The sequence below is a fragment of the Streptomyces sp. NPDC058685 genome (genome assembly GCF_042714725.1).
Lineage (GTDB): Bacteria > Actinomycetota > Actinomycetes > Streptomycetales > Streptomycetaceae > Streptomyces.
Genome location: NZ_JBHXSL010000022.1, coordinates 1 through 19,517, shown reverse-complemented (window position 1 = coordinate 19,517; position 19,517 = coordinate 1). Strand labels below are relative to the sequence as shown.

The window sequence follows — 19,517 nt, the reverse complement described above, 5'->3', positions numbered from 1 at the left end:
TCCACCAGGTGAAGGGCTGATCCATGCGCAGCGAAGATCTTCCAGCCCCCGAGACGGGGTTCGTCCTCACACACTTCCTCACCGTGGCGGACGTCCCACGAGCGCGTGCGTTCTACACCGACGTCCTCGGTGGCGAGGTCGTGCTCGAGGAGAACCCGTGCATCGTCAAACTCGCGAACAGCTGGCTCCTGATGAACCCCGGCGGCGGGCCGACTCCCGACAAACCCGACGTCACCCTGCATCCGCCGAACGATCCGACGACGGCCACGAGCTTCCTCAACATCCGCGTGGCCGACATCGAGAGCGTCTATCGCGAATGGAGCGCCAAGGGTGCCGAGTTCCTGACCCCGCCGATCGACAGGAAAGCCGAGATCCGGTGTTACGTCCGCGACCCGGACGGCTATCTCATCGAGGTCGGGCAGTCCACGGGGCTGCTGAAGGGGATTCTCGCCGACCCGCCGGCCGGTGAGGACTGACCGGCCGGATCCGCACATGACGGTCCCGGTCCGCGCCGACGCGTACGACGCTGTGTTTGACATGGCGCTGCCGGCCCCGGCCTGAGCGGCACCAGTAAGGTCTGCGGGATGACCGCGACGCCTTCGGACTTCTTGCTCCGTGCCCTCGATGCCCCGGGGGAGCCGCCTCTGAGGCCGCTGCCGCCCGTCGTGACGGAACTTCTGCGTTCACTGGGGGCCCCGCCCCGTCTCGCGGCGCACCTGCGCGCGGTCCACGATGTCGCCGTCGACCTGACCGATTGGGTGCGGGACCGCTACCCGGACCTCGCCGTCGACCGTGACGCCGTTCTCTTCGGCGCGGCGACCCATGACGTGGGCAAGACGCTGCACCCCGAGGAGCTCGCCGGGCCCGGCTCGGCGCACGAGGCGGCCGGTCGCGACCTGCTGCTGGACCGCGGCTTCGAGCCGGCCCTTGCCCGCTTCGCCGCCACGCACGCGAGCTGGGACGACCCCGCCGTGACGATCGAGGACCTTCTGGTCAGCGCGGCCGACAAGGTGTGGAAGGACAAGCGGGTCCCCGAGCTCGAGGACAAGCTGGTCCGGGCGCTGGCCGGGGCGACGGGGCGGGAGCCCTGGGAGGAGTACCTCGCGCTCGACGACGTGCTGTCCGGGCTCGGCGCGGATGCCGGGCGTCGCCTGACCTTCCAATCGGCGTTTCCGGTCCATCCGTGACGCGGGGCGGTCGGCGGCCCGCGGTCGTGGAGCGGCCCGACGGCTCAGTTCGCCCGGCTGCCCACCGATCCAGTGGCCCCGCTCGGGGGCGATGCCTACCGCGTGCCGCGCAGCCGGACCGTGACGAGGAGACCGCCGGCGGGCCGGGGGACGAGGTCGAGTGTTCCGTCGTGGGCGCGGATGACGCTGTCCACGATGGCCAGGCCCAGGCCGACGCCCGCGTGCTCGTCGGTGCGTACGCGCTCCGCGCCGCGCTGGAAGGGTTCGGTCAGGGTCGGTACCAGTGCCGGTGGGAGCCGGCGCCCCGTGTTCTCGACCCGCAGCACGCTCGTGTCGCCGTCCGCCTCGGTGCGGACCGTCACGGTGCCGCCGGCGGGGAGGTTGTGGACGACGGCGTTCTGGACGAGGTTCATCACCATCCGCAGCAGAAGCTCCGCGGAGCCGCTGGTGAGGGCCGCGGCACCGGTGACATCGAGCGAGATCCGGCGCTGTTCGGCGAGGGGCAGCAGCGTCTCGGCGGCTTCCTCGGCGATGAGGGAGAGGTCCACGCTCTCGCGGGCGACGTTCCCTCCGTCGCCGCGGCTGAGCAGCAGGAGCGCCTCGGTGAGGTCGATCGCCCGCGTATTGACCTCGTGCAGGCGCTCGATGACCTCATCCCGGTGCCGCGTGGGGTCCTTGCGGGCGACGTCGAGGAGCGTCCGTGAGATCGCCAGCGGCGTGCGCAGTTCGTGGGAGGCGTTCGCGGCGAACCTCTGCTGCTCCGCGACGTGGGACTCGAGTTGGCGGAGCATCGAGTCGAACGCGTCAGAGAGCTCACGGAATTCGTCCTGGCGGCCCCGCATGCGAATCCGGTGGGAAAGTGATCCTGCCCCGGCCGTCCGTGCCGCAGCCGTGATCTGTGTGAGGGGTGCGAGCATCCGGCCGGCGAGGATCCATCCGCCCAGAAGGCCGAACACGAGCAGGAGGACCATCGCCGCGGCAGCGGCGGGAGCGAACATGCGCACCAAGAGATAGCGGTTGGGCGAGATCCCGAGCAGCCCCTGGGAGTTGTCGGGTACGTAGCGCAGCAGGAACACCCACACCACGGCCAGCAGGAGAGCGCCCGCGACGGCGAGGAACCCGGCGTAGCTGAGGGTGAGTTTCCATCGGGCGCTGAGCCCTGTGCGTCTATCCACGCGCATGGCCGGGGGTGGTGGCGTCCCTGCCGCGGGCGATGTCGGTTCCGGGGCCCGTACCGGTGTCGATCCGGTACCCGACGCCGGGCACCGTGGCGATGATCCATGGTTCGCCGAGCCGTTTGCGCAGCGCGGAGACGGTGATGCGCACGGCGTTGGTGAGGGGGTCCGCGTTCTCGTCCCAGGCCCGTTCCAGCAGATCTTCGGCGCTGACGACCCCGCCCTCGGCGGCGACGAGGACCTCGAGCACGGCGAACTGTTTGCGGGTGAGCGCGACATGGAGTCCGTCGCGGAAGACCTCCCGGCGGAAGGGGTCGAGCCGCAGGCCCGCGATCTCCCGGACCGGGGGCCGGGCGTACGCGCGTCTGCGGTCGAGGGCCCTCAGCCGCAGGACGAGCTCCCGCAGCTCGAACGGTTTGGTGAGGTAGTCGTCGGCTCCGAGTCCGAACCCGGAGGCCTTGTCGTCGATCCGGTCGGCAGCGGTGAGCATCAGGATCGGGATGCCGCTGCCGGAGGCGACGATGTGCCGGGCGACCTCGTCGCCGGAGGGGCCGGGGATGTCGCGGTCGAGAACCGCGAGATCGTAGGAGTTGACGCCGAGCAGCGCCAGGGCGGAGTCGCCGTCGCCGGCGATGTCGGCGGCGATGGCCTCCAGCCGGAGACCGTCACGGACGGCTTCAGCCAGGTAGGGCTCGTCCTCCACGATCAGTACGCGCATGTCCGAAGCGTAAGCAGAAGGCTGTATCGCCGAGGTATGCGAGGACCCGGGCCCACCGGACCGATGACTCAGCCCGCCGGGGTCATCACGGGCCGGGGCGGGTCCGACGGCGCTTCCTCCGCAGTGCGCCACCAGCGGCGCGACGCCAGGGCGGCCAGCACGGCGCCGGCGGCATTGACCAGGACGTCGTCGACGGAGGACACCCGGTCCAGCCGCAGGACGTACTGCGCGGTTTCGACGAGGACCGAGCAGGCCGCCCCGAGCGCCAGGATTCGTGGCACGGACGCCGGCGCCGCGAACCGCATCGGGGCGAAGAACCCCAGCGACGCGAAGACCAGCAGGTTGCCGGCGATCCCGACGGATCCCATCGTGGCCAGGTCGCGCAGCGGCACCAGGCTCACCCGGGCGGGGGCGTCGCCCGCCCCGCCGCCCGGCATCATGGTCAGCCACAGGAACGGCACCGTCCCGTGGACCATGCCCACCTCGGCCAGCGACATCCGCCAGGCCGAGGCGACTCCCGCGTCCCGCCGGCGGTGCGCGAGAGCCCACACCACCAGTGCGGCCAACGGCAGTGCGACCAGCGTCATGAGCACCACACCGTTGAAGGTGTCGAAGCAGCCGTGCCAGCGTCCGGACATGCACATCGGAGCGGACATCATGAGCGGCCGCCACAGGACGTACAGGACGCCGGCCAGGGCGAGGACCGCCAGGCCGATGAGCACGATCCCGCGCGCGCGGCGGGCCGGTGCGGACAGGGAAGCGTTGTGGTTCATACCCTCATGGGAGACGGAGGGCCGTTGCGGTGGCGTATGCGGTTTTCGATACGCCCACGACATGACGCCCACGACATGACGCCCACGACAAGCGGGCCCTCTCGGAACAGGAGGCCGCCGGACGAGGCGTTCTCGGGCTCAGGGCCCATGAGTCGGCCGCTCCGACGACGCGCACAGCGCTGGTCTAAGCTCTGCGGATGACCTTGGAATGGGAGCAGGCAATCGTCCACTCGGTAGACCCGGTGGCGTTGGGGCAGTGGTGGGCCGAGGCTCTGGGCTGGGTTGTGGTCCACTCCTCCGATGACGAGTTCGAGATCCGCCCGGCGCCGGATCGCCTGCCGGGGCTGGACTTTGTCCGGGTGGATGAGGCCAAGTCGGCGAAGAGCCGACTGCATCTCGACTTCAGGCCCGACGACCAGGCCGCCGAGGTGGCGCGACTTGTGGCCCATGGCGCACAGCATGTCGACATCGGCCAGGGTGAGCAGTCGTGGGTTGTCCTGGCGGACCCCGAGGGCAACGAGTTCTGTGTCCTCGGACAGCGGCGGCAGTGAGCCGGCTGTCTCAACTCCGCATGCACGCCGGCCAGTCGGCGTGCTCCGAGGCCCAAGGTCTGTCCGGCAGGATGCGCCGGACAGGCCCTGGTCCTCGAGCAGGGCTCAGCGCTTCAGCGTGAAGGTGAAGTCGCCGGAGAGCCTGCCGCCCAGCCGGACCGCCGACACGAGCTTCCCCTCCGTGATCAGCCTCTCCACCTCGGCCCGCGGAAGACCGCACCCTTCGGCGATCAGCCGCACCGGCCGGACGGGGATCCTGGCCGCGAAGCGGACCGAGATGTCGATCACCTCGCGGTCCAGATGATCCGATCCGCCGGTGTCGAGGCGCCAGGCGTTGTCCCAGTCGAGGGCGATGCGGTTGCGGCGCAGTACGAGCGGATCCTGAAGCAGTTCGGCTGTCAGACCGGGGTCGTTGTCGTGCAACCGGTCCAACAGCTCAGGCCGTACGGAGCGCACACTCACCCGCTCCAGGACCGTGAGCTTCGCCGTGTCCCCGCAAGCGGTGCAGAGCACGAGGAGCCAGGCGTCGATCATCTTGTGGTTCGCGTTGACGCGGAATTTCCCGCTCGCCCGGAAGCGCGGGGACGCGCACGCGTGGCATCGGCGGAGGACGAGCGGCAGGCAGGTGGGCGTGACCACCCAGTTGTTGAGCACAGAAGTACACCGGTTTCAGTGAGAAGTCCGCAGCAAAAAGGAGCGCGGCGCACAGGTGCGACGCGCGACGATTCAGCGCTCGGGAGGTCTCACAGGGTGTACAACGGCACGTCCTTGCCCAGACGACTTGGTTCGGCAGCACGGTAGTGGCGCGCGGTTGTGCCGCTCCACCGGTTTTCCGGCCCGACGGTTCGAGCCGGGCGGGGCTCATCGTCCCCGGCCGCCCCCCGACCCCCTGCTCACCGGGAACGGGATGCCTTCCGGATCGGGGCCGGTCAGCACCGCGTTGCGCGCGGTCTCCCGCTGATGGAGCACCTGCCGCGGGTCGTTGACCGTGATCTGATGCGATGCGATGCGATGCCAGGCGAGGCGATGCGATGCCAGGCGAGGCGAGGCGAGGCGAGGCGAGGCGATCGGCGAACAGCGATGACGCGACCCCGGGGCGATCGCGTCGGTCTCCTGGGGTCGGGTACCCGGGCCGACGCGGACGATCCGGCGTCCGACCCGCGTGTTTCCCCGCGGTGGCGAGGGCGCAGGGTAGTCCGTATGACCACACCCGCTGAGTTGTTCCGCTCCTTCGCCCGCACCCGTGCTTCGCTCGACGGCACGCAGGTGACCTTCTGGTGGTCCGGCGACGTCTACTCCTGGGCTCCTGACGAGCCCTACCGGCGTGTCTTCGGCTTCGAAGGGCTCAACGTCGCCCGTCTGGTCCAGGACCCCGATGCCGGACCGGACGCCTACCAACTGCTCACCCGCGAGGCCGCCTTCTACCTGGACCCCGCGACCCGCGAGATCCTGGAGACCTGGGAGGACCTGCCGGTCGTGCACGTCTGGAACGATCCGGCCAATCAGCGGTGGCGACCTTTCCCGATTCCGACGACCGAGCTCGGCGGGCAGGTCTGCTTCAGTCTGGAGATCCCGCTCGCCTACCCCTCGCCGCTGCCGGTGGCCCAGTACCCCGTCCACTCGGCCGGCGACACCTACAAGGCCCTGGAGCTCTTCCAGTTCTTCGCCGACCGCGCCGACCTGGCCGGCCCGGAGCCCAGCGTGCCGGCCACCATGTCGTGGAGCCGCATGTCCCCCTGGCTCCCCTGGATGGCCCGCGGGCAGCGGCCGGGCGGCCTCACCTTCCACTGCCGGGGCCGCAAGCTCGGCTCGTACGCGGAGGTCCCCGAGCGCACCCGTGCCTACATCGCCGACCGTCACCCGGAGTTCGCCGAGGCACCGGAGAAGTGGAGCGAGCCGAACGAGACGAGCTGGACGTACTTCCGCAAGCTCAACCCGCCGCAGTAGCGGGCCGGCCACCTCGCAGCCGGCGGCTTGCACACCCGTCGTGGCGGGCCGCGCTACCAGCCACGCCGGCGGCCGGCCGAATGGGGAGACCGGAGCCGGTCCACCAGGGCGCGGCGCAGCTCGCGGTCCTCGTCCGTCTCGACGGCCATGTCGAGTTGGACGATGTCCACCCCTGCCGACCGCAGTACGCCGATGCGTTCGGCCACACTGTCCGGGGAGCCGACGAAGGCGGCGGCGAGGGACCGGCGGATGCAGGCCACCACCTGCTCGGGTCCGCGTGCCGGGTCGGACCGGCCGCGTTCGCGGTCCCGGTCCGGCTGGACCGCCTCCGTCCAGCGCGCCGAGTCCGGGCCGGCGGTGAGGCGCAGCGCGTCCCGGGTGATCCGCCGCGCCCGTGCGGCGGCCTCCTCGTCGCCGGGACCGAGCACGAGAGTGATGTGCCGCCAGATGCGCAGCGTCCGGCCGTGCTCAGCCGCAGCGGACCGGACCTCCGCGATACGGCGGCGCGTGGCCGGCACCGGAAGCGTTGCGATCGCGTACGCCTCGGCGTGCCGGGCCGCGAGGTCGAGCCCTTCCGGCGAAGAGCCGCCGAACGACAGCAGTTCGGCGCGCGGCTCGGGGCGCAGTCCTGACAGGGCATCCCGGACCGAGTAGAACTCGCCCTCGTGGTCGAAGCTCTGTCGCTCCGTCAGAGAGCGCCGGAAGACCTCCAGATACTCTCCTGCCCGCCGGTAGCGATCGGACTTCCCCAACGGGTCGCCGTCGCGCAGGACGTCCGCGTCGCTCGACCCGACGATCACATGGGCCGCCGCGCGACCACCGGAGAGTCTGTCCGGCGTGGCGAGCGACCGGGCCGCCGCGGTCGGCGCCGTGGTTCCCGCCCGGTGGGCCACGGCGACACGCAACCGGCTGGTGGCCGCGAGCGCCCACGCGGCCACCAGCCAGGGGTGCGGGCCACGAACTGGGGGAGAACGAGGAGGACGGCCTGGACAGCGCCCTCGTGGTGCAGTCCTACGAGATCCGGTTCACGTCCCCCGAGCGCAGGGCAGCGGTGCGGGCCGCGGCGTCCGGGAGCGACTTGATCACCAGCTTGTCGAGCTTGGGCGCTCCCCGCCGGTAGCGCTTGTTGCCGGCCAGTTCGATCTGCAGGCCCTCCTTCTGCGAGACGAAGGTGAACGGGCCTGTGCCGACGGGCTTTCATCCTGTGACCGCAGGTCACAGGCAGGAAGCCCGGGGGAACGAGAACGCGATGACCGGCGGCGGCGCGTCGGGGCACTCGGCGCCGGCCGCGTGGGACGCGTCTCGGGGCGGGCGGCACCTGTCGCGGCTGCGGAAGCTCTCGCTCAGTGCGTGGCCGCCGGAGCCAGGTGCCCGCCCAGCCGGCGCCGGGAGGGCGTGAGCGCCGGGCGCAGGTCCGGGGAGAGGCCGAGGGAGGCGCGCAGGGCATTCGCCTCGTGACGGGCCCGCTCGCCGGGGCCGTCCTCCTCGTGGATGTCGGCGAGGACATCGAGCGTACGGGCGGTCCAGTACGGGGAATCGAGCCGCCGCCAGATCGCCAGCGACTGCCGGGCGCTTTCCATGGCCGCGGGCCGGCGTCCCGCGTGCAGGTGCAGATCGGCCAGCGCCCGCAGGGTGATGGCCTCACCGAAGCGTTCGCCGAACCGGCGGTACGCGGCCAGGCATCCGTCGAGGATGCCCTCGGCGCGTTCCGTGTCACCGTGCACGTCGGTGAGGTGGCCGAGCCATTGGAGGACGTGCACCTCGCCGACGTGGTTTCCCTGCCCGGTGGCGATCCGGTGGGCCGTCTCCAGCCGTTCCCGGGCGGCGGCGAGCCGGCCGACGGCGAGTTCGACGAGGCCGAGGCAGCGCTGTGCCGAGAACTCGCCCCGGCGATAGCCCGCGGTGCGCGAGAGCATGAGCGAGCGGCCGAAGGCGATGCGGGCCGCGGCGGTCTCGCCCCGTTCCAGATGTACGGTGCCGAGTGCGCACAGCGCGTAGGCCTCGGCGTGCCCGTTGCCCGTCTCCCGCGCGGCGGATATCCCCTGTTCCAGCCGGCAGGCGGCCTCCCGGTACCGGCCGCGCAGCCGCAGCAGGACACCGAGGCCCACGGCCGCTGCCGCCTCGCCCGGGTCGGGCCGCCCGCGCAGGGCGTAGGCGTCCAGCGACCGCTGGAAGCTGGTGATGGCCTCGCTGTAGCGGTCCTGGGCGGTGTTGAGTTCACCGAGGCCCCGGTGCATGACTGCTTCGCCGAGCCGGTCGCCCGCCGCGTGTGCGGCCGCCAGCGCTGTCTCGTGGGTGTCGCGCCAGTCGTTGAAGTGCGCGGCCGACTCGAAGGAGTCGGCGAGTGCGGCGGCGAGCCGCCACGCCGTGCCGGGCTCGGCCTGGCGCACCAGCGCACAGACCGTGGTGCGTTCCGCGCTCAGCCAGGCGAGCGGCCCGGCCGGCAGACGGTCGGCGGCGGGCGGGTGCCAGGTGGCCGGCAGTGTCGGCACGGGGCCCGCGAAGCCGGAGGCGAGGGCCCGGTCGGCGCGCTGCGCGAGATGCAGATAGGCGGTGCAGACCCGGGCGAGCGCGGCGTTCTGTTCGTGCGGCGGCTCGTGCACGGCGGCCTGCTCCTGCGCACACAGCTGTACGAGGTTGTGCATACGGAAGCGGGGTTCGCCGGTGGCGTCGGGCGCGGCGACGTCCAGCAGCCGGTTGTCGACGAGGCGGTCCAGGGCGCGTTCCGCCTCCGCGGGCCCGCAGTCGAGGAGCGCGCCGAGGACCCAGCCGGGAACGGTGGGGGCGGAGAGCAGGCCGAGCAGTCGGAAGGCGCGCTCCGCGCTCGGTTCGAGGGCCGCGTAGCTCAGCGAGACACTGGCCCGTACCGCCAGATCTCCGGCGATCAGCTCGTCCAGGCGCCGCCGTTCGTCCGCGAGGGCGTCCGCGATGCGGCCGGCGGACAGATGGGAGCGGGTGGCCAGCCGTGCTCCGACGATACGCAGCGCGAGGGGCAGGTTCCCGCACTGGCGGACGATGCGCGCGGCGGCTTCGGGGGAGCGCCGGGTGCGGTCGTCGCCGACCGCGCGGGCCAGGAGGGTGTGCGCCTCGGCGTCGGGAAGCAGCCCGAGGTCGAGGCGGCGGGCGCCTTCCAGGCCCGCCAGTGCGCTGCGGCTGGTGGCGAGGACGGCACTGTCGTCGGTGCCGGGCAGCAGGGGGCGCACCTGCCGTTCGCTGTGGGCGTTGTCGAGGACGACGAGGACGCGGCGGTCGGCGAGTTCGGCCCGGTAGCGGCGGGACCGTTCCTCGAGCCCGTCGGGGATGGCGCCGCCGCTCACCCCGAGAGTGCGCAGCAGTGAGAAGAGGATGTCGCCGGGCTCGGCCGGATGCTGTGCGGAGGTGCGCAGATCGGCGTACAGCTGGCCGTCGGGGAACGCGTCGCGCAACAGATGCGCGGCGTGCACCGCGAACGCGCTCTTGCCGGCCCCGGCGACACCCGTGACGACGACGATGCGCGGCGCCCCCGCGGCCGGTCCGCCGAGCAGGCCGAGCGCCTGGTCGAGGTGCGTCTGCCGGCCGACGAAGTCCGGGACGGTGGGCGGCAGTTGGCAGACCGGCTTGGCGGCCCGGGGTTCGGTGTCGTCGAGTACGGCCCTCAGCGCCTCCTGGAGCCCCGCACCCGGGGCGACGCCCAGTTCCTCGTGCAGGAGGCGCCGCGCCGAGGCGAACGCGTGCAGGGCGTCCGACCGGCGTCCCGAGCGATGCAGGGCGATCATCAACGTGGCCCACAGTGACTCGTGCAGGGGCTGTTCCGCGAGCAGGGCGCCCAGTTCGGCTGCCACCTCACCGTGCATGCCCGCGGCGAGTTTCGCTTCGGCGAGAGCCTGGCGGGCCGTGAGCCGGCACTCCTCCAGCCGCGCGGATTCGGCCAGCACCGACGGGGTGGGCAGGACGTCGCCGAGGGCCCGACCACGCCACAGCTCCAGGGCTTCGGACAGGACGCGCACAGCCTCCTCCGCCTGCCCGTCGGCCAGGGCGGCGCGACCGGCGGTTGTGAGGGCGGCGAACCGCTCCGCGTCCGACTCGCCGGCGCGCAGGGAGAGTTCATAGCCCCCGGAACGGGTGAGCAGTCTGCCCTGCGCCGTGCCGAGAACCTTCCGGAGCCGGTGCACGTACACCTGGAGGGACTTCGCCGCCGAGCTCGGGACCTGATCGCCCCACAGCTCGTGGATCAGGGAATCGGCGGAGACGAAGTGGTTGGCGTCGATGAGCAGAAGTCCCAGGACCGCACGCTGTTTCGCCGCGTTCACGGACGTCCACCGCGTGCCGTCGAAGACTTCCAGCCGCCCGAGGATTCGGTAGCGCATCACACCGCCCAGGTCGCGCTCGGATCGTGCGGCCGTGGCCCGGGACTGCCTGCCAGTGGCCGATGTGAGCATGCCAAGCCGCGCTACCGTCGCGCAACCACCGTGCTACTACCGCCCGGTAGACACAGATCTCCACTTCCGGGAACCGGACAGGAGACCGCTGATGGAACCGCGTTCAGTCAGGTGCCGACGTCTGTGGTCGGTGGCAGCGACGCTCCTGGCCCTGGTGGGCGGGGCGGCCGTGGCGCCCGCCGGAGCCGATCCGGTGAACAGCGGTACGCGTACGGTGGGTTACCACGGCTACGAGATCGAGGTACCGGCGAGCTGGCAGGTCGTCGACCTCACGGAGCGGCCCGACGCGTGCATCCGCTTCGACCGCCCCACGGTCTACCTCGGCCGCCCCGGCGCGCGCAGCAGCTGCCCGGCGCACCTCGTGGGGCGAACCGCCGGCCTGCTCGTCGAACCGCTCGACGCCTCCTCCGCGCAGCGGATCACCGGCGCGACGGCGCGTGCGGTCAGGGGCACGGCCGTGGCCACGACGCCGGTGTCCCGCAATGCCGAGATCAAGGTCGCCGTCGAGGACGCCGGAGTGCTCGTCACCACGGCCCACACACCCGAGACCGAGCCGGCCGTACGCCGTGTCCTCGACTCCGCGACGCTGGCCCCCGGAGCCGAGCGAACCCCGGTGCCGAACCGCGCCGACGCCGCACCCCTGGCCGCCGCCGGACCCCAGCCCGGCACCTTCGCCGGCAAGGGTTTCGACGCCTGCGCCGCGCCCTCCGCCGCCACCATGAACGCCTGGTACGCGAGTTCCCCCTACCGCGCCGTCGGCGTCTACATCAGCGGAGCGACCCGGGCCTGCGGTCAGCCCAACCTCACGGCGAACTGGGTGACGGACCAGACCGCCAGGGGATGGCGGCTCATGCCCATCGACGTCGGGAAACAGGCCCCGTGTTCCACCTTCTCCAACAAGATGTCCACCACGCCGGCCACCGCCCGGTCCCAGGGAGCCACCGCGGCCGACGCCTCCGTGGCCGCCGCGCAGTCGCTCGGCATCCCCGCGGGCAGCGCCCTCTACAGCGACATCGAGGGCTATCCGTCCACCGCCTCGTGCAAGGCGTCCGTGCTGTCCTACCTGTCCGGCTGGACCGATGCGCTGCACGCCCGGGGATACCTCTCCGGCCTCTACTCCAGTGCCTCGTCGGGCATCCGGGACGCGGCCACCGAGTACGACAACAGCGCCTACAGCCGCGTCGACCACATCTGGTACGCCTGGTGGAACAACGCCGCCGACACCAACACCGGCACGTACGTCCCCGCCGGCTCCTGGGCCGACCATCAGCGCATCCACCAGTACGCGGGCGATGTATCCGAGACCTGGGGCGGCGTCACCGTCAGCATCGACCGCAACTATCTCGACGTGCGGACGGCCACGACGTCACCCACCGGCTGTGCCACCACCAACCTCAGCTTCACCGCGTATCCGACACTGACGTCCGGCTCCACGGGCAGCCCGGTCAGGGCGGCCCAATGTCTGCTCAGGAGCGCCGGACACGACCCGGGCGCGGGCACACCCACGGGTACCTACGACGCGGGCACGTCGGCCGCCGTCCGCTCCTTCCAGACCGCCCGCGGGCTCCCCGGCGACGGCATCACCGGGCCGAAGACCTGGACGGCCCTGCTCTCCCGGGGCTCCACCCCGCTCATCCGCACCGGATCGACGGGAGAAGCCGTGACGCGGATCCAGCGCGCCCTCACCGCGGCGCTCGGCCGCACGGTCGGCATCGACGGTGCGTTCGGCGCGGGTACGGAAGCGGCCGTCCGCGACTACCAGTCCTCCCGTGGGCTCTCCGCGGACGGCATCGCCGGCCCGGCCACCTGGTCGGCACTCCAGTCAGGGAAGTAGGGACACGCCATGCAGCCCACATTCACGGCGCGCGGCATCCGGCACGGGCTCCGCGTCCACGGCCGACTCCCCTGGCGCGCCTGGCTGTTCATCGCCGCCGCCGTCCTCCTTCTGACCGGTGTCGGCGTCCCGGCCCAGGCATTCCCCCAGGCATTCACCCCGACACAGAGCGCGGGCAACCGAGGAGCCGACGTCGTCGCCCTTCAGCACCTGCTGACCGCGCACGGCCGGAGCGAGACCGCCGACGGGATCTTCGGCTCCGGGACCGCCGGATCCGTCCGGGCCTTCCAGAGCGCCGAGGGTCTGGGCGTCGACGGGATCGTCGGCCCCGCCACCTGGGCGCGGCTGTTCGTCACCGTACGGGCCGGCGACACCGGACCCGCGGTCAAGGGCGTGCAGTCCCTGCTCAACGCCAAACGCAGCGCCGGGCTGTCCGTCGACGGGAGCTTCACCGCCGCGACCACCGCCGCCGTCAAGGCATTCCAGACCCACGCAGGACTCACCGCCGACGGCATCGTCGGGCCGGACACCTGGAAGAACCTTCTGTGGCACTACGAGTACGCAGCCTTCGGCTCCGGCAGCGGGCTCTGCGACGTCGATCCGGACGGCAACACCACAGCCAACTGGGCCACGGGCGCGGCCGTCGCCCAACTCGAAGCCGCGGCAGCCTCCTTCGCCGCCACCGGCAACGGCAGGGGCCCGTGGGTGACGCCGGCTTCGAACACGGGGGAGCCATCAACGGACACGCCAGCCACCGCGTCGGCCTCGACATCGACCTCTGGCCGGTGCGCACCGACTCGGCCCAGTGCACCACCGGCTCCCGCATCACCTGGCAGTCCGCCACGTACGACCGGGCCGCCACCCGCAGCCTCGTCCAAGCCCTCCGCGCCGCCGCCCCCGGCCACGTCGCGCTCGTCTTCTTCAACGACCCGCAGCTCATCTCCGAGGGACTGACCACGCAGTACGCCGGACACGACAACCATCTGCACATCCGGTACTGCGAAAAGGTCCACCCCAACAGCCTCTACGTCTGCTGATCCCCGTCCCCCCGCACGCACTTCGGACCTGGAGGTCCCATGACCCACCGCATCGTCAGATCCGTTCTCGCCCTGGTCCTGCTCGCGGCCGGTCTGCTCGCCGGCTCGCTCGCCACCGCGGGATCGGCTCACGCGGACGGCTGCTACACCTGGAACCGCACCCTCTCGCAGGGCGCCTCCGGCGCCGACGTGACCGAGCTGCAGATCCGTGTCGCCGGATATCCCGGTTACGGAGGCGTCCTCGGCATCGACGGCGACTTCGGGCCCGCCACCAAGGCGGCCGTGACCCGGTTCCAGCAGGCATACGGTCTGCCCGCCGACGGGATCGCCGGCCCCGCCACCTTCGAGCGGATCTACGCCCTTCAGGACAACGACTGCACGCCCGTGCACTTCTCCTACGCCGAACTGAACACCTGCAACACCACCTGGGCCGGTGGCGCGGTCTCCGCCGGCACTGCCAAGTCCAATGCACTGCGCACGATGTGGAAGCTGGAGGCCATGCGGCACGCACTGGGTGACCAGCCCCTCCGGGTCACCAGCGGATTCCGCTCCACCGCCTGCAACAACGCCGTCGGGGGCGCGGCCGGCAGCCGCCACCTCTACGGCGACGCGGCGGACCTCGGCGCCGGCCCGCACACGCTGTGCAAGCTCGCCCAGCAGGCCAGGAGCCATGGATTCAACGGCATCCTCGGCCCGGGCTACCCCGCCCACAACGACCACGCACACGTCGACCACCGCCCCTCCCGCTTCTGGTCCGCGTCCTCCTGCGGCATCTGACCGGCAGCGATCCAAGCGCCCGTCTCCTCGAAGCACCCCACCCACCGCACAGGGAGCACGTGCATGAAGACCATCGGACAGGCCGCCGTGGCCTGCGCTCTCGTAGCGGGATCACTCGTCGCCACCTCGTCGACGGCGCACGCGGATCCCACGACGCCGGACCATGCCGTCATCGTCTGCGACAGCGCGAGCTTCTACGACAACTACGACAGCGCGCACGGACCGACCGGCCTGAAGCGCACCCTGCTGCGCGGCAACAAGGTCGGGCACACCCGGGGAGCGCACCCGGTCTACAACGGCTGGGCGGCGACCTTCGACTTCGGCCCCAACGACTGGGGCTACGTCCGTCAGGAGTGCCTCGGCGGCTTCGGCTCCTGGTAGTCCTCCGGCGTCCGAGCAGTCCGGCACCCACGAAGGAGTCACCGATGAAACGCACGCCCCTGCGCGTTGTCGCCGTCCTCGGCCTCGCGCTCGCCGCCGCCCTGACCGTCACACCCGCCCAGGCCGCGAACGGGACGGTGGGCGAACGCGAGACCGTCTGTGCCACCGATCTCTTCGTCCGTGTGACCGCGCCGCACGGAGCGTGGATGGGCACGCTCTACCGCGGCCAGACCTTCCTCGTCGAGAAAGTGAACGGGGACTGGGTGTACGGCTTCGCCTACGGGGACATCAACCGGCGCGGCTGGGTCCAGAACGGATGGTTCTGCTGACCGGACCGGTCACCGGCAGGCCGACGGCTCATTCCGGTCACCGACGGTGATGACCCACAAGGAGCGGCCCCGGTCTCCGGGGCCGCTCCGCACGCCGTCCGGGGGGCTCGCGCCCGCCGCCAGTGCCGAAGCTGCCGTTTGAGGGGGACGATAGAGGTGGCAAAGACGCGCAAACCGGGCAGCGGCTCGGATCGGCGCAGTGTCACCCGACGGTGGCGGTGCCAGCGGAGAGGAGGCCCGGAGTGGGTGCAGCCGAGTCTTTCCGGGCCGGTCCCGGCATGGAGAGGGCCCCCACCGCGACGGGCGGCCTCCTCGATGTCCTGAACGTGGCGGCGATCCTCCTCGACGACGAGGGCAGGATCGATCTCTGGAGCCCGCAGGCCGAGCTGCTCTTCGGCTACACCGCGGACGAGGCGCTCGGCAGGTACGCGGGCCGACTGCTGATCCACGAGGAGCAGCGGGAAACCGCGCTGGGCATGTTCGCCCAGGTCATGGAGGCCGGCGAGAGCTGGGCCGGGGTCTTTCCCGTACGGCACAAGGACGGCAGCACCCGACTGGTGGAGTTCCGCAACATGCGGCTGCTGGACGACCAGGGTGACTACTACGCCCTGGGGCTCGCCACCGACCAGACCACGCTGCACCAGGTCGAACGGGACCTGGCGCTCTCCAACCGGCTCGTGTCCCAGTCGCCGATCGGTCTGGGCGTACTGGACACCGACCTCCGGTACGTCTCGGTGAACCCGGCGGAGGAGCGGATGAACGGCGTACCCGCCGCCGATCACGTCGGCCGGCCCGTCCACGAAGTGCTCCCCTTCCTGGACGACACCTTCGAAGGGACCATGCGCAAGGTCCTGGCCACCGGCATCCCCGTCCTCGACCAGTACACCAGCGGCCGCACCCATGCCGATCCGGAGAACGAGCACGCCTGGTCGATCTCCTTCCACCGGCTCGAAGCGCCCAACGGTGAGGTGCTGGGGGTGGTGACCTCCAGCGTGGACGTCACCGAGCGCCACCGTGCCGTGGAGGAACAGCGTCGTACCGTGCTCACGCTCCAGCGCAGCCTGCTGCCGCACCCGCCGCCGAAACGTCCCGGACTGGCTCTCGCCGCCCGCTACCAGCCCGCCGAGAAGGCCAGCGAAATCGGGGGTGACTGGTTCGACGTCATCCCGCTCGCCGGCGACAAGACCGCCCTCGTCGTCGGAGACGTCATGGGCAGCGGCGTCAACGCCGCCGCCAACATGGGGCAGCTCCGCACCGCGACCCGCACCCTGGCAGGTCTCGACCTGGACCCCGCCCAGATCCTGCGGCATCTCGACCACGTCACCGAGGAGCTCGAGCAGGACACCATCGCCACCTGCGTCCACGCCGTCTACGACCCGCACTCCGCGCAGTGCCGCATCTCCCTCGCCGGCCATCTGCCCCCGGCCGTTCTGCGCATCGACGGACGGCGCGAGCTGCTGGACCTGCCCACCGGAACCCCGCTCGGCGTCGGCGGGAACCACTTCCACAGCACCACGATCGACCTGAACCCGGGGGATCAGCTCGTCCTGTACACCGACGGGCTGGTCGAGCGGCGGGATGTGTCCATCGACGACTGCCTGGACGAGCTGCTGGGTCTTCTGGACGACCCCCACCGCTCGCTGGACGACACCTGCGAGCTGCTTCTGAGCACGCTGCGTCACGCCGGGGACCACGACGATGTCGCGCTGCTCATCTCCCGGGTCCTTCCCTCGCTGCACAGGGGGGAAAGCTGATCCGTGCCCGTCTCAGCCGGTCAGGAGCGCGCGAAGTTCCCCGGCGACCTCTGCCGGCGCCTCCTCCGCCATGAAATGGCCGTACGCGACGGATGTGTGCCGGGGCCGCGGTGCCCAGGCGCCCCACAGCGCCTCCGCGTCGAAACCGAGCGCGGCGCACCAGTCCTGCTGGAGCACGCCGACCGGCATCGCGAGCCGCCTGCCGCTGCTGCGATCGGCCCGGTCGCGCGGTATCTCGACGCCCTCGCCGCCGCACTCGGGTGCTCGCTCTGACACCTGTCCCGCGTGGCGCTGCCGCTACGACGGGACGGCGGCCGGGTCGTCCGCCGTCGGGGCGGGCGGCGGATCGCTCAGCTGCTCGCGCACGTAGTTCCAGACCACCGCGATCAGCGCGGCCACCGGCACCGCGAGCAGACTGCCCACGACGCCCGCCAGGTTGCCGCCGAGCGCCACGGCCACCAGCACCATGGCGGCGTGCAGGCCGAGCCCGCGGCTCTGGATGATCGGCTGGAACACGTTCCCTTCGAGTTGCTGCACCACGATGATGATCGCCAGCACGATCAGCGCGTCGGTGAGGCCGTTCGACACCAGCGCGATGAGTACCGCGACCAGCCCGGCGAACAGGGCGCCCACGATGGGGACGAAGGCCGAGACGAAGGTCAGCACCGCCAGCGGGAGTACCAGCGGTACACCCACGATCCACAGCCCGAGGCCGATGAACACGGCGTCGAGCAGACCGACGAGCGCCTGGGAACGCACGAACGCGCTCAGGGTGTCCCAACTACGCGCGGCCACGGTCGGGATGTCGGTGGCGAGGCGGCCGGGCAGCTGGCGGGTGAGCCACGGCAGGAACCGCGGACCGTCCTTGAGGAAGAAGAACATCAGGAAGAGCGCCAGGACGGCGGTGACCACACCGTTGAACACGGTGCTCACTCCTGTGACGACCGTGGAGGTGATGCTGCCGACACTGCCCTGAAGGCGCGCCACCCCGGAGTCGAGGGCTTTGGTGATCTCGTCGTCGCCGATGTTCAACGGCGGCCCGGCGGCCCACTCGCGCAGCTTCGCGATGCCTTCGACCACACCGTCGGTCAGCTCACCCGATTGGGACGCCACCGGCACCGCGATGAGCGCCGCGACCCCCACGGCGACAAGGAGGAACAGCACGGTGACGACCGATGCCGCCAGAGCCGGGCGCCACCCGTGCCGGCGCAGGAACCGCGTCAGGGGCCACGTCAGCGTGGTGAGGAACAGGCCCACTATGAGCGGCCAGACGACCGACCACATGCGGCCGAGTACCCACAGGGCCACCGCGGCCATGACGAGGACCAACAGCAACTCGGCGGACACGCGCGCCGACGTCCGGAGCGCGGCGGCGGTTTTTCGGGAGCTCAACCTGGCAGACATGGGGTCACCTTATGGGTACGTGCCTCGCACTTCAGTATCCGCTGCCCCTTCGGCAACAGCCGTGGGTGGCTCGTCGTCGAGCCGTACCGGCGAACGGAGTTGCCACCCGCCCTGAGCACTTCCCCGCATGGGAGAAGAGGGCGGCTTTGGGCCTCTTTGTGGCCGAAAGCTGCGAGTTGCGCAACGTGCGCGCCGTTCGCACGTCTCACATGACGTACGGGAAAATCATCGATGTGGGGGAGCTGAACATGCGGCGCTACTGGACAACAGGTGTGGCACTTGCGCTGGCGGGTGCGGGACTTGTGGCAGCGGTGGGACCCGCGGGAGCCGCGACACAGCCGGCATCGGGCGCCCCGTCGCCGTCCGCGTGCTCGACGGTGTGGGGCAGCACCGTCAAGCAGGCCGTCGACACGGACTCGAAGCCGCTGCGGAACGTGACGACGTCCCGGGGCGAGTGCTACGACCGCATGGTCTTCGACGTCAAGGGAGCCACGGGCAAGCTCGGCTACTACGTCGGCTATGTCGACGCGTTCCACCAGGACGGCTCGGGCGATCCGATACCGGTCGGCGGAGGCGCCATTCTGGAGGTCTATGTCTCCGCCCCGAGCTACGACCCGGTGACACTTCGTCAGACCTACGGCGGACGGGCCGCAAAGTCCCTGCCGGGCGTGGACGTGACCGGGTACAAGACGTTCAAGGACACCCGGTTCGGCGCGAGCTTCGAAGGGCGCACACAGATCGGGCTCGGCGTCCGGGCGAGGCTGCCGTTCCGGGTGCTGCAGTCCGGCGACCAACTGATCGTGGACGTGGCCCACAAGTGGTGACCCGTCCGCCCCGGGGCGGTGCGGAGCCGGTCAAACCTCCCGTGCGCCCGCATCACCGGGGTGGAGTAACAAAAGGCGCTCGTCGGTGGCGGACATGGTGGCATGTAGGTGAAGAGTGCTGCCTAGCCAGAGGAGCCGAGGCATGTACGAGATGTGGGCCGGAGCCACTGCCGCAGGTGAGGATCCCGCCTGGCACGTGCTGGCGCCGGACAAGACCAAGACGCTCTGTGGCCTTCGACGGTCCGAGGGCCAGGAGGAGTACTCGACAGAACGGCACTGTTTTCCGTGCATGACGGCCTTCCAGCACGTCATCGAACCACCTGAGCGCGTGCGGTGAGCTGACCGGACCGCGATCGTGTCCGAAGGAGCGCCGGGGTGGGGTGGTCACCCCACCCCCGCGCGCCTTCG

General features: G+C 71.3%; 18 protein-coding genes and 4 pseudogenes. 13 read left to right on the top strand and 9 right to left on the bottom strand.

Going from position 1 to position 19,517, the window contains the following annotated elements; translation table 11 throughout:
• Nucleotides 1-23: 23 nt before the first annotated feature.
• Entirely contained in the window at nucleotides 24-476 is a 453-nt protein-coding gene (locus ACFWU3_RS19340; protein WP_384438654.1) for a VOC family protein, read from the top strand.
• A 108-nt stretch (nucleotides 477-584) separates the two neighbouring features.
• Entirely contained in the window at nucleotides 585-1,187 is a 603-nt protein-coding gene (locus tag ACFWU3_RS19335) for an HD domain-containing protein (RefSeq protein ID WP_384438651.1), read from the top strand.
• A 95-nt stretch (nucleotides 1,188-1,282) separates the two neighbouring features.
• On the opposite strand, the gene ACFWU3_RS19330 is transcribed toward ACFWU3_RS19335, so the two are convergent.
• The 3 genes from ACFWU3_RS19330 to ACFWU3_RS19320 all read right to left on the bottom strand — a co-directional run bounded on the left by ACFWU3_RS19330 (nucleotide 1,283) and on the right by ACFWU3_RS19320 (nucleotide 3,853).
• Nucleotides 1,283-2,362, bottom strand: a complete 1,080-nt coding sequence (locus ACFWU3_RS19330) for a sensor histidine kinase (protein WP_384438867.1) — start codon at nucleotides 2,360-2,362, stop codon at nucleotides 1,283-1,285.
• Nucleotides 2,355-3,080 carry a response regulator transcription factor gene (locus tag ACFWU3_RS19325; protein WP_384438648.1) on the bottom strand — a complete coding sequence of 242 codons (726 nt, stop codon included), beginning with the start codon at nucleotides 3,078-3,080 and terminating at the stop codon, nucleotides 2,355-2,357. The genes ACFWU3_RS19330 and ACFWU3_RS19325 overlap by 8 nt, the downstream gene beginning before the upstream one ends.
• 68 nt (nucleotides 3,081-3,148) lie before the next feature.
• Complete coding sequence (locus tag ACFWU3_RS19320; protein ID WP_384438645.1) at nucleotides 3,149-3,853, bottom strand: VanZ family protein; 705 nt, start codon at nucleotides 3,851-3,853, stop codon at nucleotides 3,149-3,151.
• A gap of 197 nt (nucleotides 3,854-4,050) precedes the next feature.
• Here ACFWU3_RS19320 and ACFWU3_RS19315 point away from each other — a divergent pair, with 197 nt between their 5' ends.
• The gene (locus ACFWU3_RS19315; RefSeq protein ID WP_384438643.1) at nucleotides 4,051-4,404 is read left to right on the top strand and encodes a VOC family protein; all 354 of its coding nucleotides are present in this window, start codon (nucleotides 4,051-4,053) and stop codon (nucleotides 4,402-4,404) included.
• 105 nt (nucleotides 4,405-4,509) lie between these two features.
• Here the strand turns inward: ACFWU3_RS19315 and ACFWU3_RS19310 are convergent, their stop codons facing one another.
• Entirely contained in the window at nucleotides 4,510-5,058 is a 549-nt protein-coding gene (locus ACFWU3_RS19310) for a DUF1062 domain-containing protein (protein ID WP_384438640.1), read from the bottom strand.
• A gap of 546 nt (nucleotides 5,059-5,604) precedes the next feature.
• Between ACFWU3_RS19310 and ACFWU3_RS19305 the strand changes: the two genes are divergently transcribed.
• Complete coding sequence (locus ACFWU3_RS19305; RefSeq protein WP_384438637.1) at nucleotides 5,605-6,351, top strand: DUF1838 family protein; 747 nt, start codon at nucleotides 5,605-5,607, stop codon at nucleotides 6,349-6,351.
• Nucleotides 6,352-6,404: 53 nt separating this feature from the next.
• On the opposite strand, the pseudogene ACFWU3_RS19300 reads toward ACFWU3_RS19305, so the two are convergent.
• The 3 genes and pseudogenes from ACFWU3_RS19300 to ACFWU3_RS19290 form a co-directional block, all read right to left on the bottom strand.
• A pseudogene (locus ACFWU3_RS19300) lies at nucleotides 6,405-7,298 on the bottom strand (LLM class flavin-dependent oxidoreductase); the annotation flags it as partial.
• A 64-nt stretch (nucleotides 7,299-7,362) separates the two neighbouring features.
• Nucleotides 7,363-7,536: pseudogene (locus tag ACFWU3_RS19295) on the bottom strand (ABC transporter substrate-binding protein); the annotation flags it as partial.
• Nucleotides 7,537-7,694: 158 nt separating this feature from the next.
• Nucleotides 7,695-10,769, bottom strand: a complete 3,075-nt coding sequence (locus tag ACFWU3_RS19290; RefSeq protein ID WP_384438634.1) for a BTAD domain-containing putative transcriptional regulator — start codon at nucleotides 10,767-10,769, stop codon at nucleotides 7,695-7,697.
• A 130-nt stretch (nucleotides 10,770-10,899) separates the two neighbouring features.
• Here ACFWU3_RS19290 and ACFWU3_RS19285 point away from each other — a divergent pair, with 130 nt between their 5' ends.
• The 7 genes and pseudogenes from ACFWU3_RS19285 (at nucleotide 10,900) to ACFWU3_RS19255 (ending at nucleotide 16,881) form a co-directional block, all read left to right on the top strand.
• Nucleotides 10,900-12,603 (top strand): glycoside hydrolase domain-containing protein, encoded by a 1,704-nt coding sequence (locus ACFWU3_RS19285; RefSeq protein ID WP_384438631.1) that lies wholly within the window; start codon nucleotides 10,900-10,902, stop codon nucleotides 12,601-12,603.
• A gap of 9 nt (nucleotides 12,604-12,612) precedes the next feature.
• A pseudogene (locus ACFWU3_RS19280) lies at nucleotides 12,613-13,080 on the top strand (peptidoglycan-binding protein); the annotation flags it as partial.
• 224 nt (nucleotides 13,081-13,304) lie between these two features.
• On the top strand, nucleotides 13,305-13,640 hold the full coding sequence (locus ACFWU3_RS19275; RefSeq protein WP_384438877.1) for a penicillin-insensitive murein endopeptidase: 336 nt from the start codon (nucleotides 13,305-13,307) through the stop codon (nucleotides 13,638-13,640).
• 39 nt (nucleotides 13,641-13,679) lie between these two features.
• Nucleotides 13,680-14,417 (top strand): D-Ala-D-Ala carboxypeptidase family metallohydrolase, encoded by a 738-nt coding sequence (locus ACFWU3_RS19270; RefSeq protein WP_384438628.1) that lies wholly within the window; start codon nucleotides 13,680-13,682, stop codon nucleotides 14,415-14,417.
• 63 nt (nucleotides 14,418-14,480) lie between these two features.
• Nucleotides 14,481-14,798, top strand: coding sequence for a hypothetical protein (locus tag ACFWU3_RS19265; RefSeq protein WP_313942332.1), 318 nt, complete (start codon nucleotides 14,481-14,483; stop codon nucleotides 14,796-14,798).
• A 44-nt stretch (nucleotides 14,799-14,842) separates the two neighbouring features.
• On the top strand, nucleotides 14,843-15,127 hold the full coding sequence (locus tag ACFWU3_RS19260) for a hypothetical protein (RefSeq protein WP_384438625.1): 285 nt from the start codon (nucleotides 14,843-14,845) through the stop codon (nucleotides 15,125-15,127).
• A gap of 242 nt (nucleotides 15,128-15,369) precedes the next feature.
• Nucleotides 15,370-16,881, top strand: coding sequence for a SpoIIE family protein phosphatase (locus tag ACFWU3_RS19255; protein ID WP_384438622.1), 1,512 nt, complete (start codon nucleotides 15,370-15,372; stop codon nucleotides 16,879-16,881).
• Between the two features lie 12 nt (nucleotides 16,882-16,893).
• Here the strand turns inward: ACFWU3_RS19255 and ACFWU3_RS19250 are convergent.
• Nucleotides 16,894-17,124 (bottom strand): annotated as a pseudogene (locus ACFWU3_RS19250) (alpha/beta hydrolase); the annotation flags it as partial.
• A gap of 54 nt (nucleotides 17,125-17,178) precedes the next feature.
• A complete protein-coding gene (locus ACFWU3_RS19245) occupies nucleotides 17,179-18,285 on the bottom strand; it encodes an AI-2E family transporter (RefSeq protein WP_384438620.1) in 1,107 nt (368 codons plus the stop codon).
• Nucleotides 18,286-18,494: 209 nt separating this feature from the next.
• Here ACFWU3_RS19245 and ACFWU3_RS19240 point away from each other — a divergent pair, with 209 nt between their 5' ends.
• Entirely contained in the window at nucleotides 18,495-19,109 is a 615-nt protein-coding gene (locus ACFWU3_RS19240; protein WP_384438617.1) for a hypothetical protein, read from the top strand.
• Nucleotides 19,110-19,251: 142 nt separating this feature from the next.
• Nucleotides 19,252-19,446 carry a hypothetical protein gene (locus tag ACFWU3_RS19235; RefSeq protein WP_313942327.1) on the top strand — a complete coding sequence of 65 codons (195 nt, stop codon included), beginning with the start codon at nucleotides 19,252-19,254 and terminating at the stop codon, nucleotides 19,444-19,446.
• Nucleotides 19,447-19,517 lie beyond the last annotated feature (71 nt).

Excerpts from the sequence above, each read along its gene's own strand:
- ACFWU3_RS19320 (WP_384438645.1), bottom strand. The coding sequence starts at position 3,853 with ATGAACCACAACGCTTCCCTGTCCGCACCGGCCCGCCGCGCGCGCGGG.
- ACFWU3_RS19325 (WP_384438648.1), bottom strand. The coding sequence starts at position 3,080 with ATGCGCGTACTGATCGTGGAGGACGAGCCCTACCTGGCTGAAGCCGTC.
- ACFWU3_RS19270 (WP_384438628.1), top strand. The coding sequence starts at position 13,680 with ATGACCCACCGCATCGTCAGATCCGTTCTCGCCCTGGTCCTGCTCGCG.
- ACFWU3_RS19340 (WP_384438654.1), top strand. The coding sequence starts at position 24 with ATGCGCAGCGAAGATCTTCCAGCCCCCGAGACGGGGTTCGTCCTCACA.
- ACFWU3_RS19315 (WP_384438643.1), top strand. The coding sequence starts at position 4,051 with ATGACCTTGGAATGGGAGCAGGCAATCGTCCACTCGGTAGACCCGGTG.
- ACFWU3_RS19260 (WP_384438625.1), top strand. The coding sequence starts at position 14,843 with ATGAAACGCACGCCCCTGCGCGTTGTCGCCGTCCTCGGCCTCGCGCTC.
- ACFWU3_RS19235 (WP_313942327.1), top strand. The coding sequence starts at position 19,252 with ATGTACGAGATGTGGGCCGGAGCCACTGCCGCAGGTGAGGATCCCGCC.
- ACFWU3_RS19265 (WP_313942332.1), top strand. The coding sequence starts at position 14,481 with ATGAAGACCATCGGACAGGCCGCCGTGGCCTGCGCTCTCGTAGCGGGA.
- ACFWU3_RS19290 (WP_384438634.1), bottom strand. The coding sequence starts at position 10,769 with ATGCTCACATCGGCCACTGGCAGGCAGTCCCGGGCCACGGCCGCACGA.
- ACFWU3_RS19305 (WP_384438637.1), top strand. The coding sequence starts at position 5,605 with ATGACCACACCCGCTGAGTTGTTCCGCTCCTTCGCCCGCACCCGTGCT.
- ACFWU3_RS19240 (WP_384438617.1), top strand. The coding sequence starts at position 18,495 with ATGACGTACGGGAAAATCATCGATGTGGGGGAGCTGAACATGCGGCGC.
- ACFWU3_RS19245 (WP_384438620.1), bottom strand. The coding sequence starts at position 18,285 with ATGTCTGCCAGGTTGAGCTCCCGAAAAACCGCCGCCGCGCTCCGGACG.
- ACFWU3_RS19335 (WP_384438651.1), top strand. The coding sequence starts at position 585 with ATGACCGCGACGCCTTCGGACTTCTTGCTCCGTGCCCTCGATGCCCCG.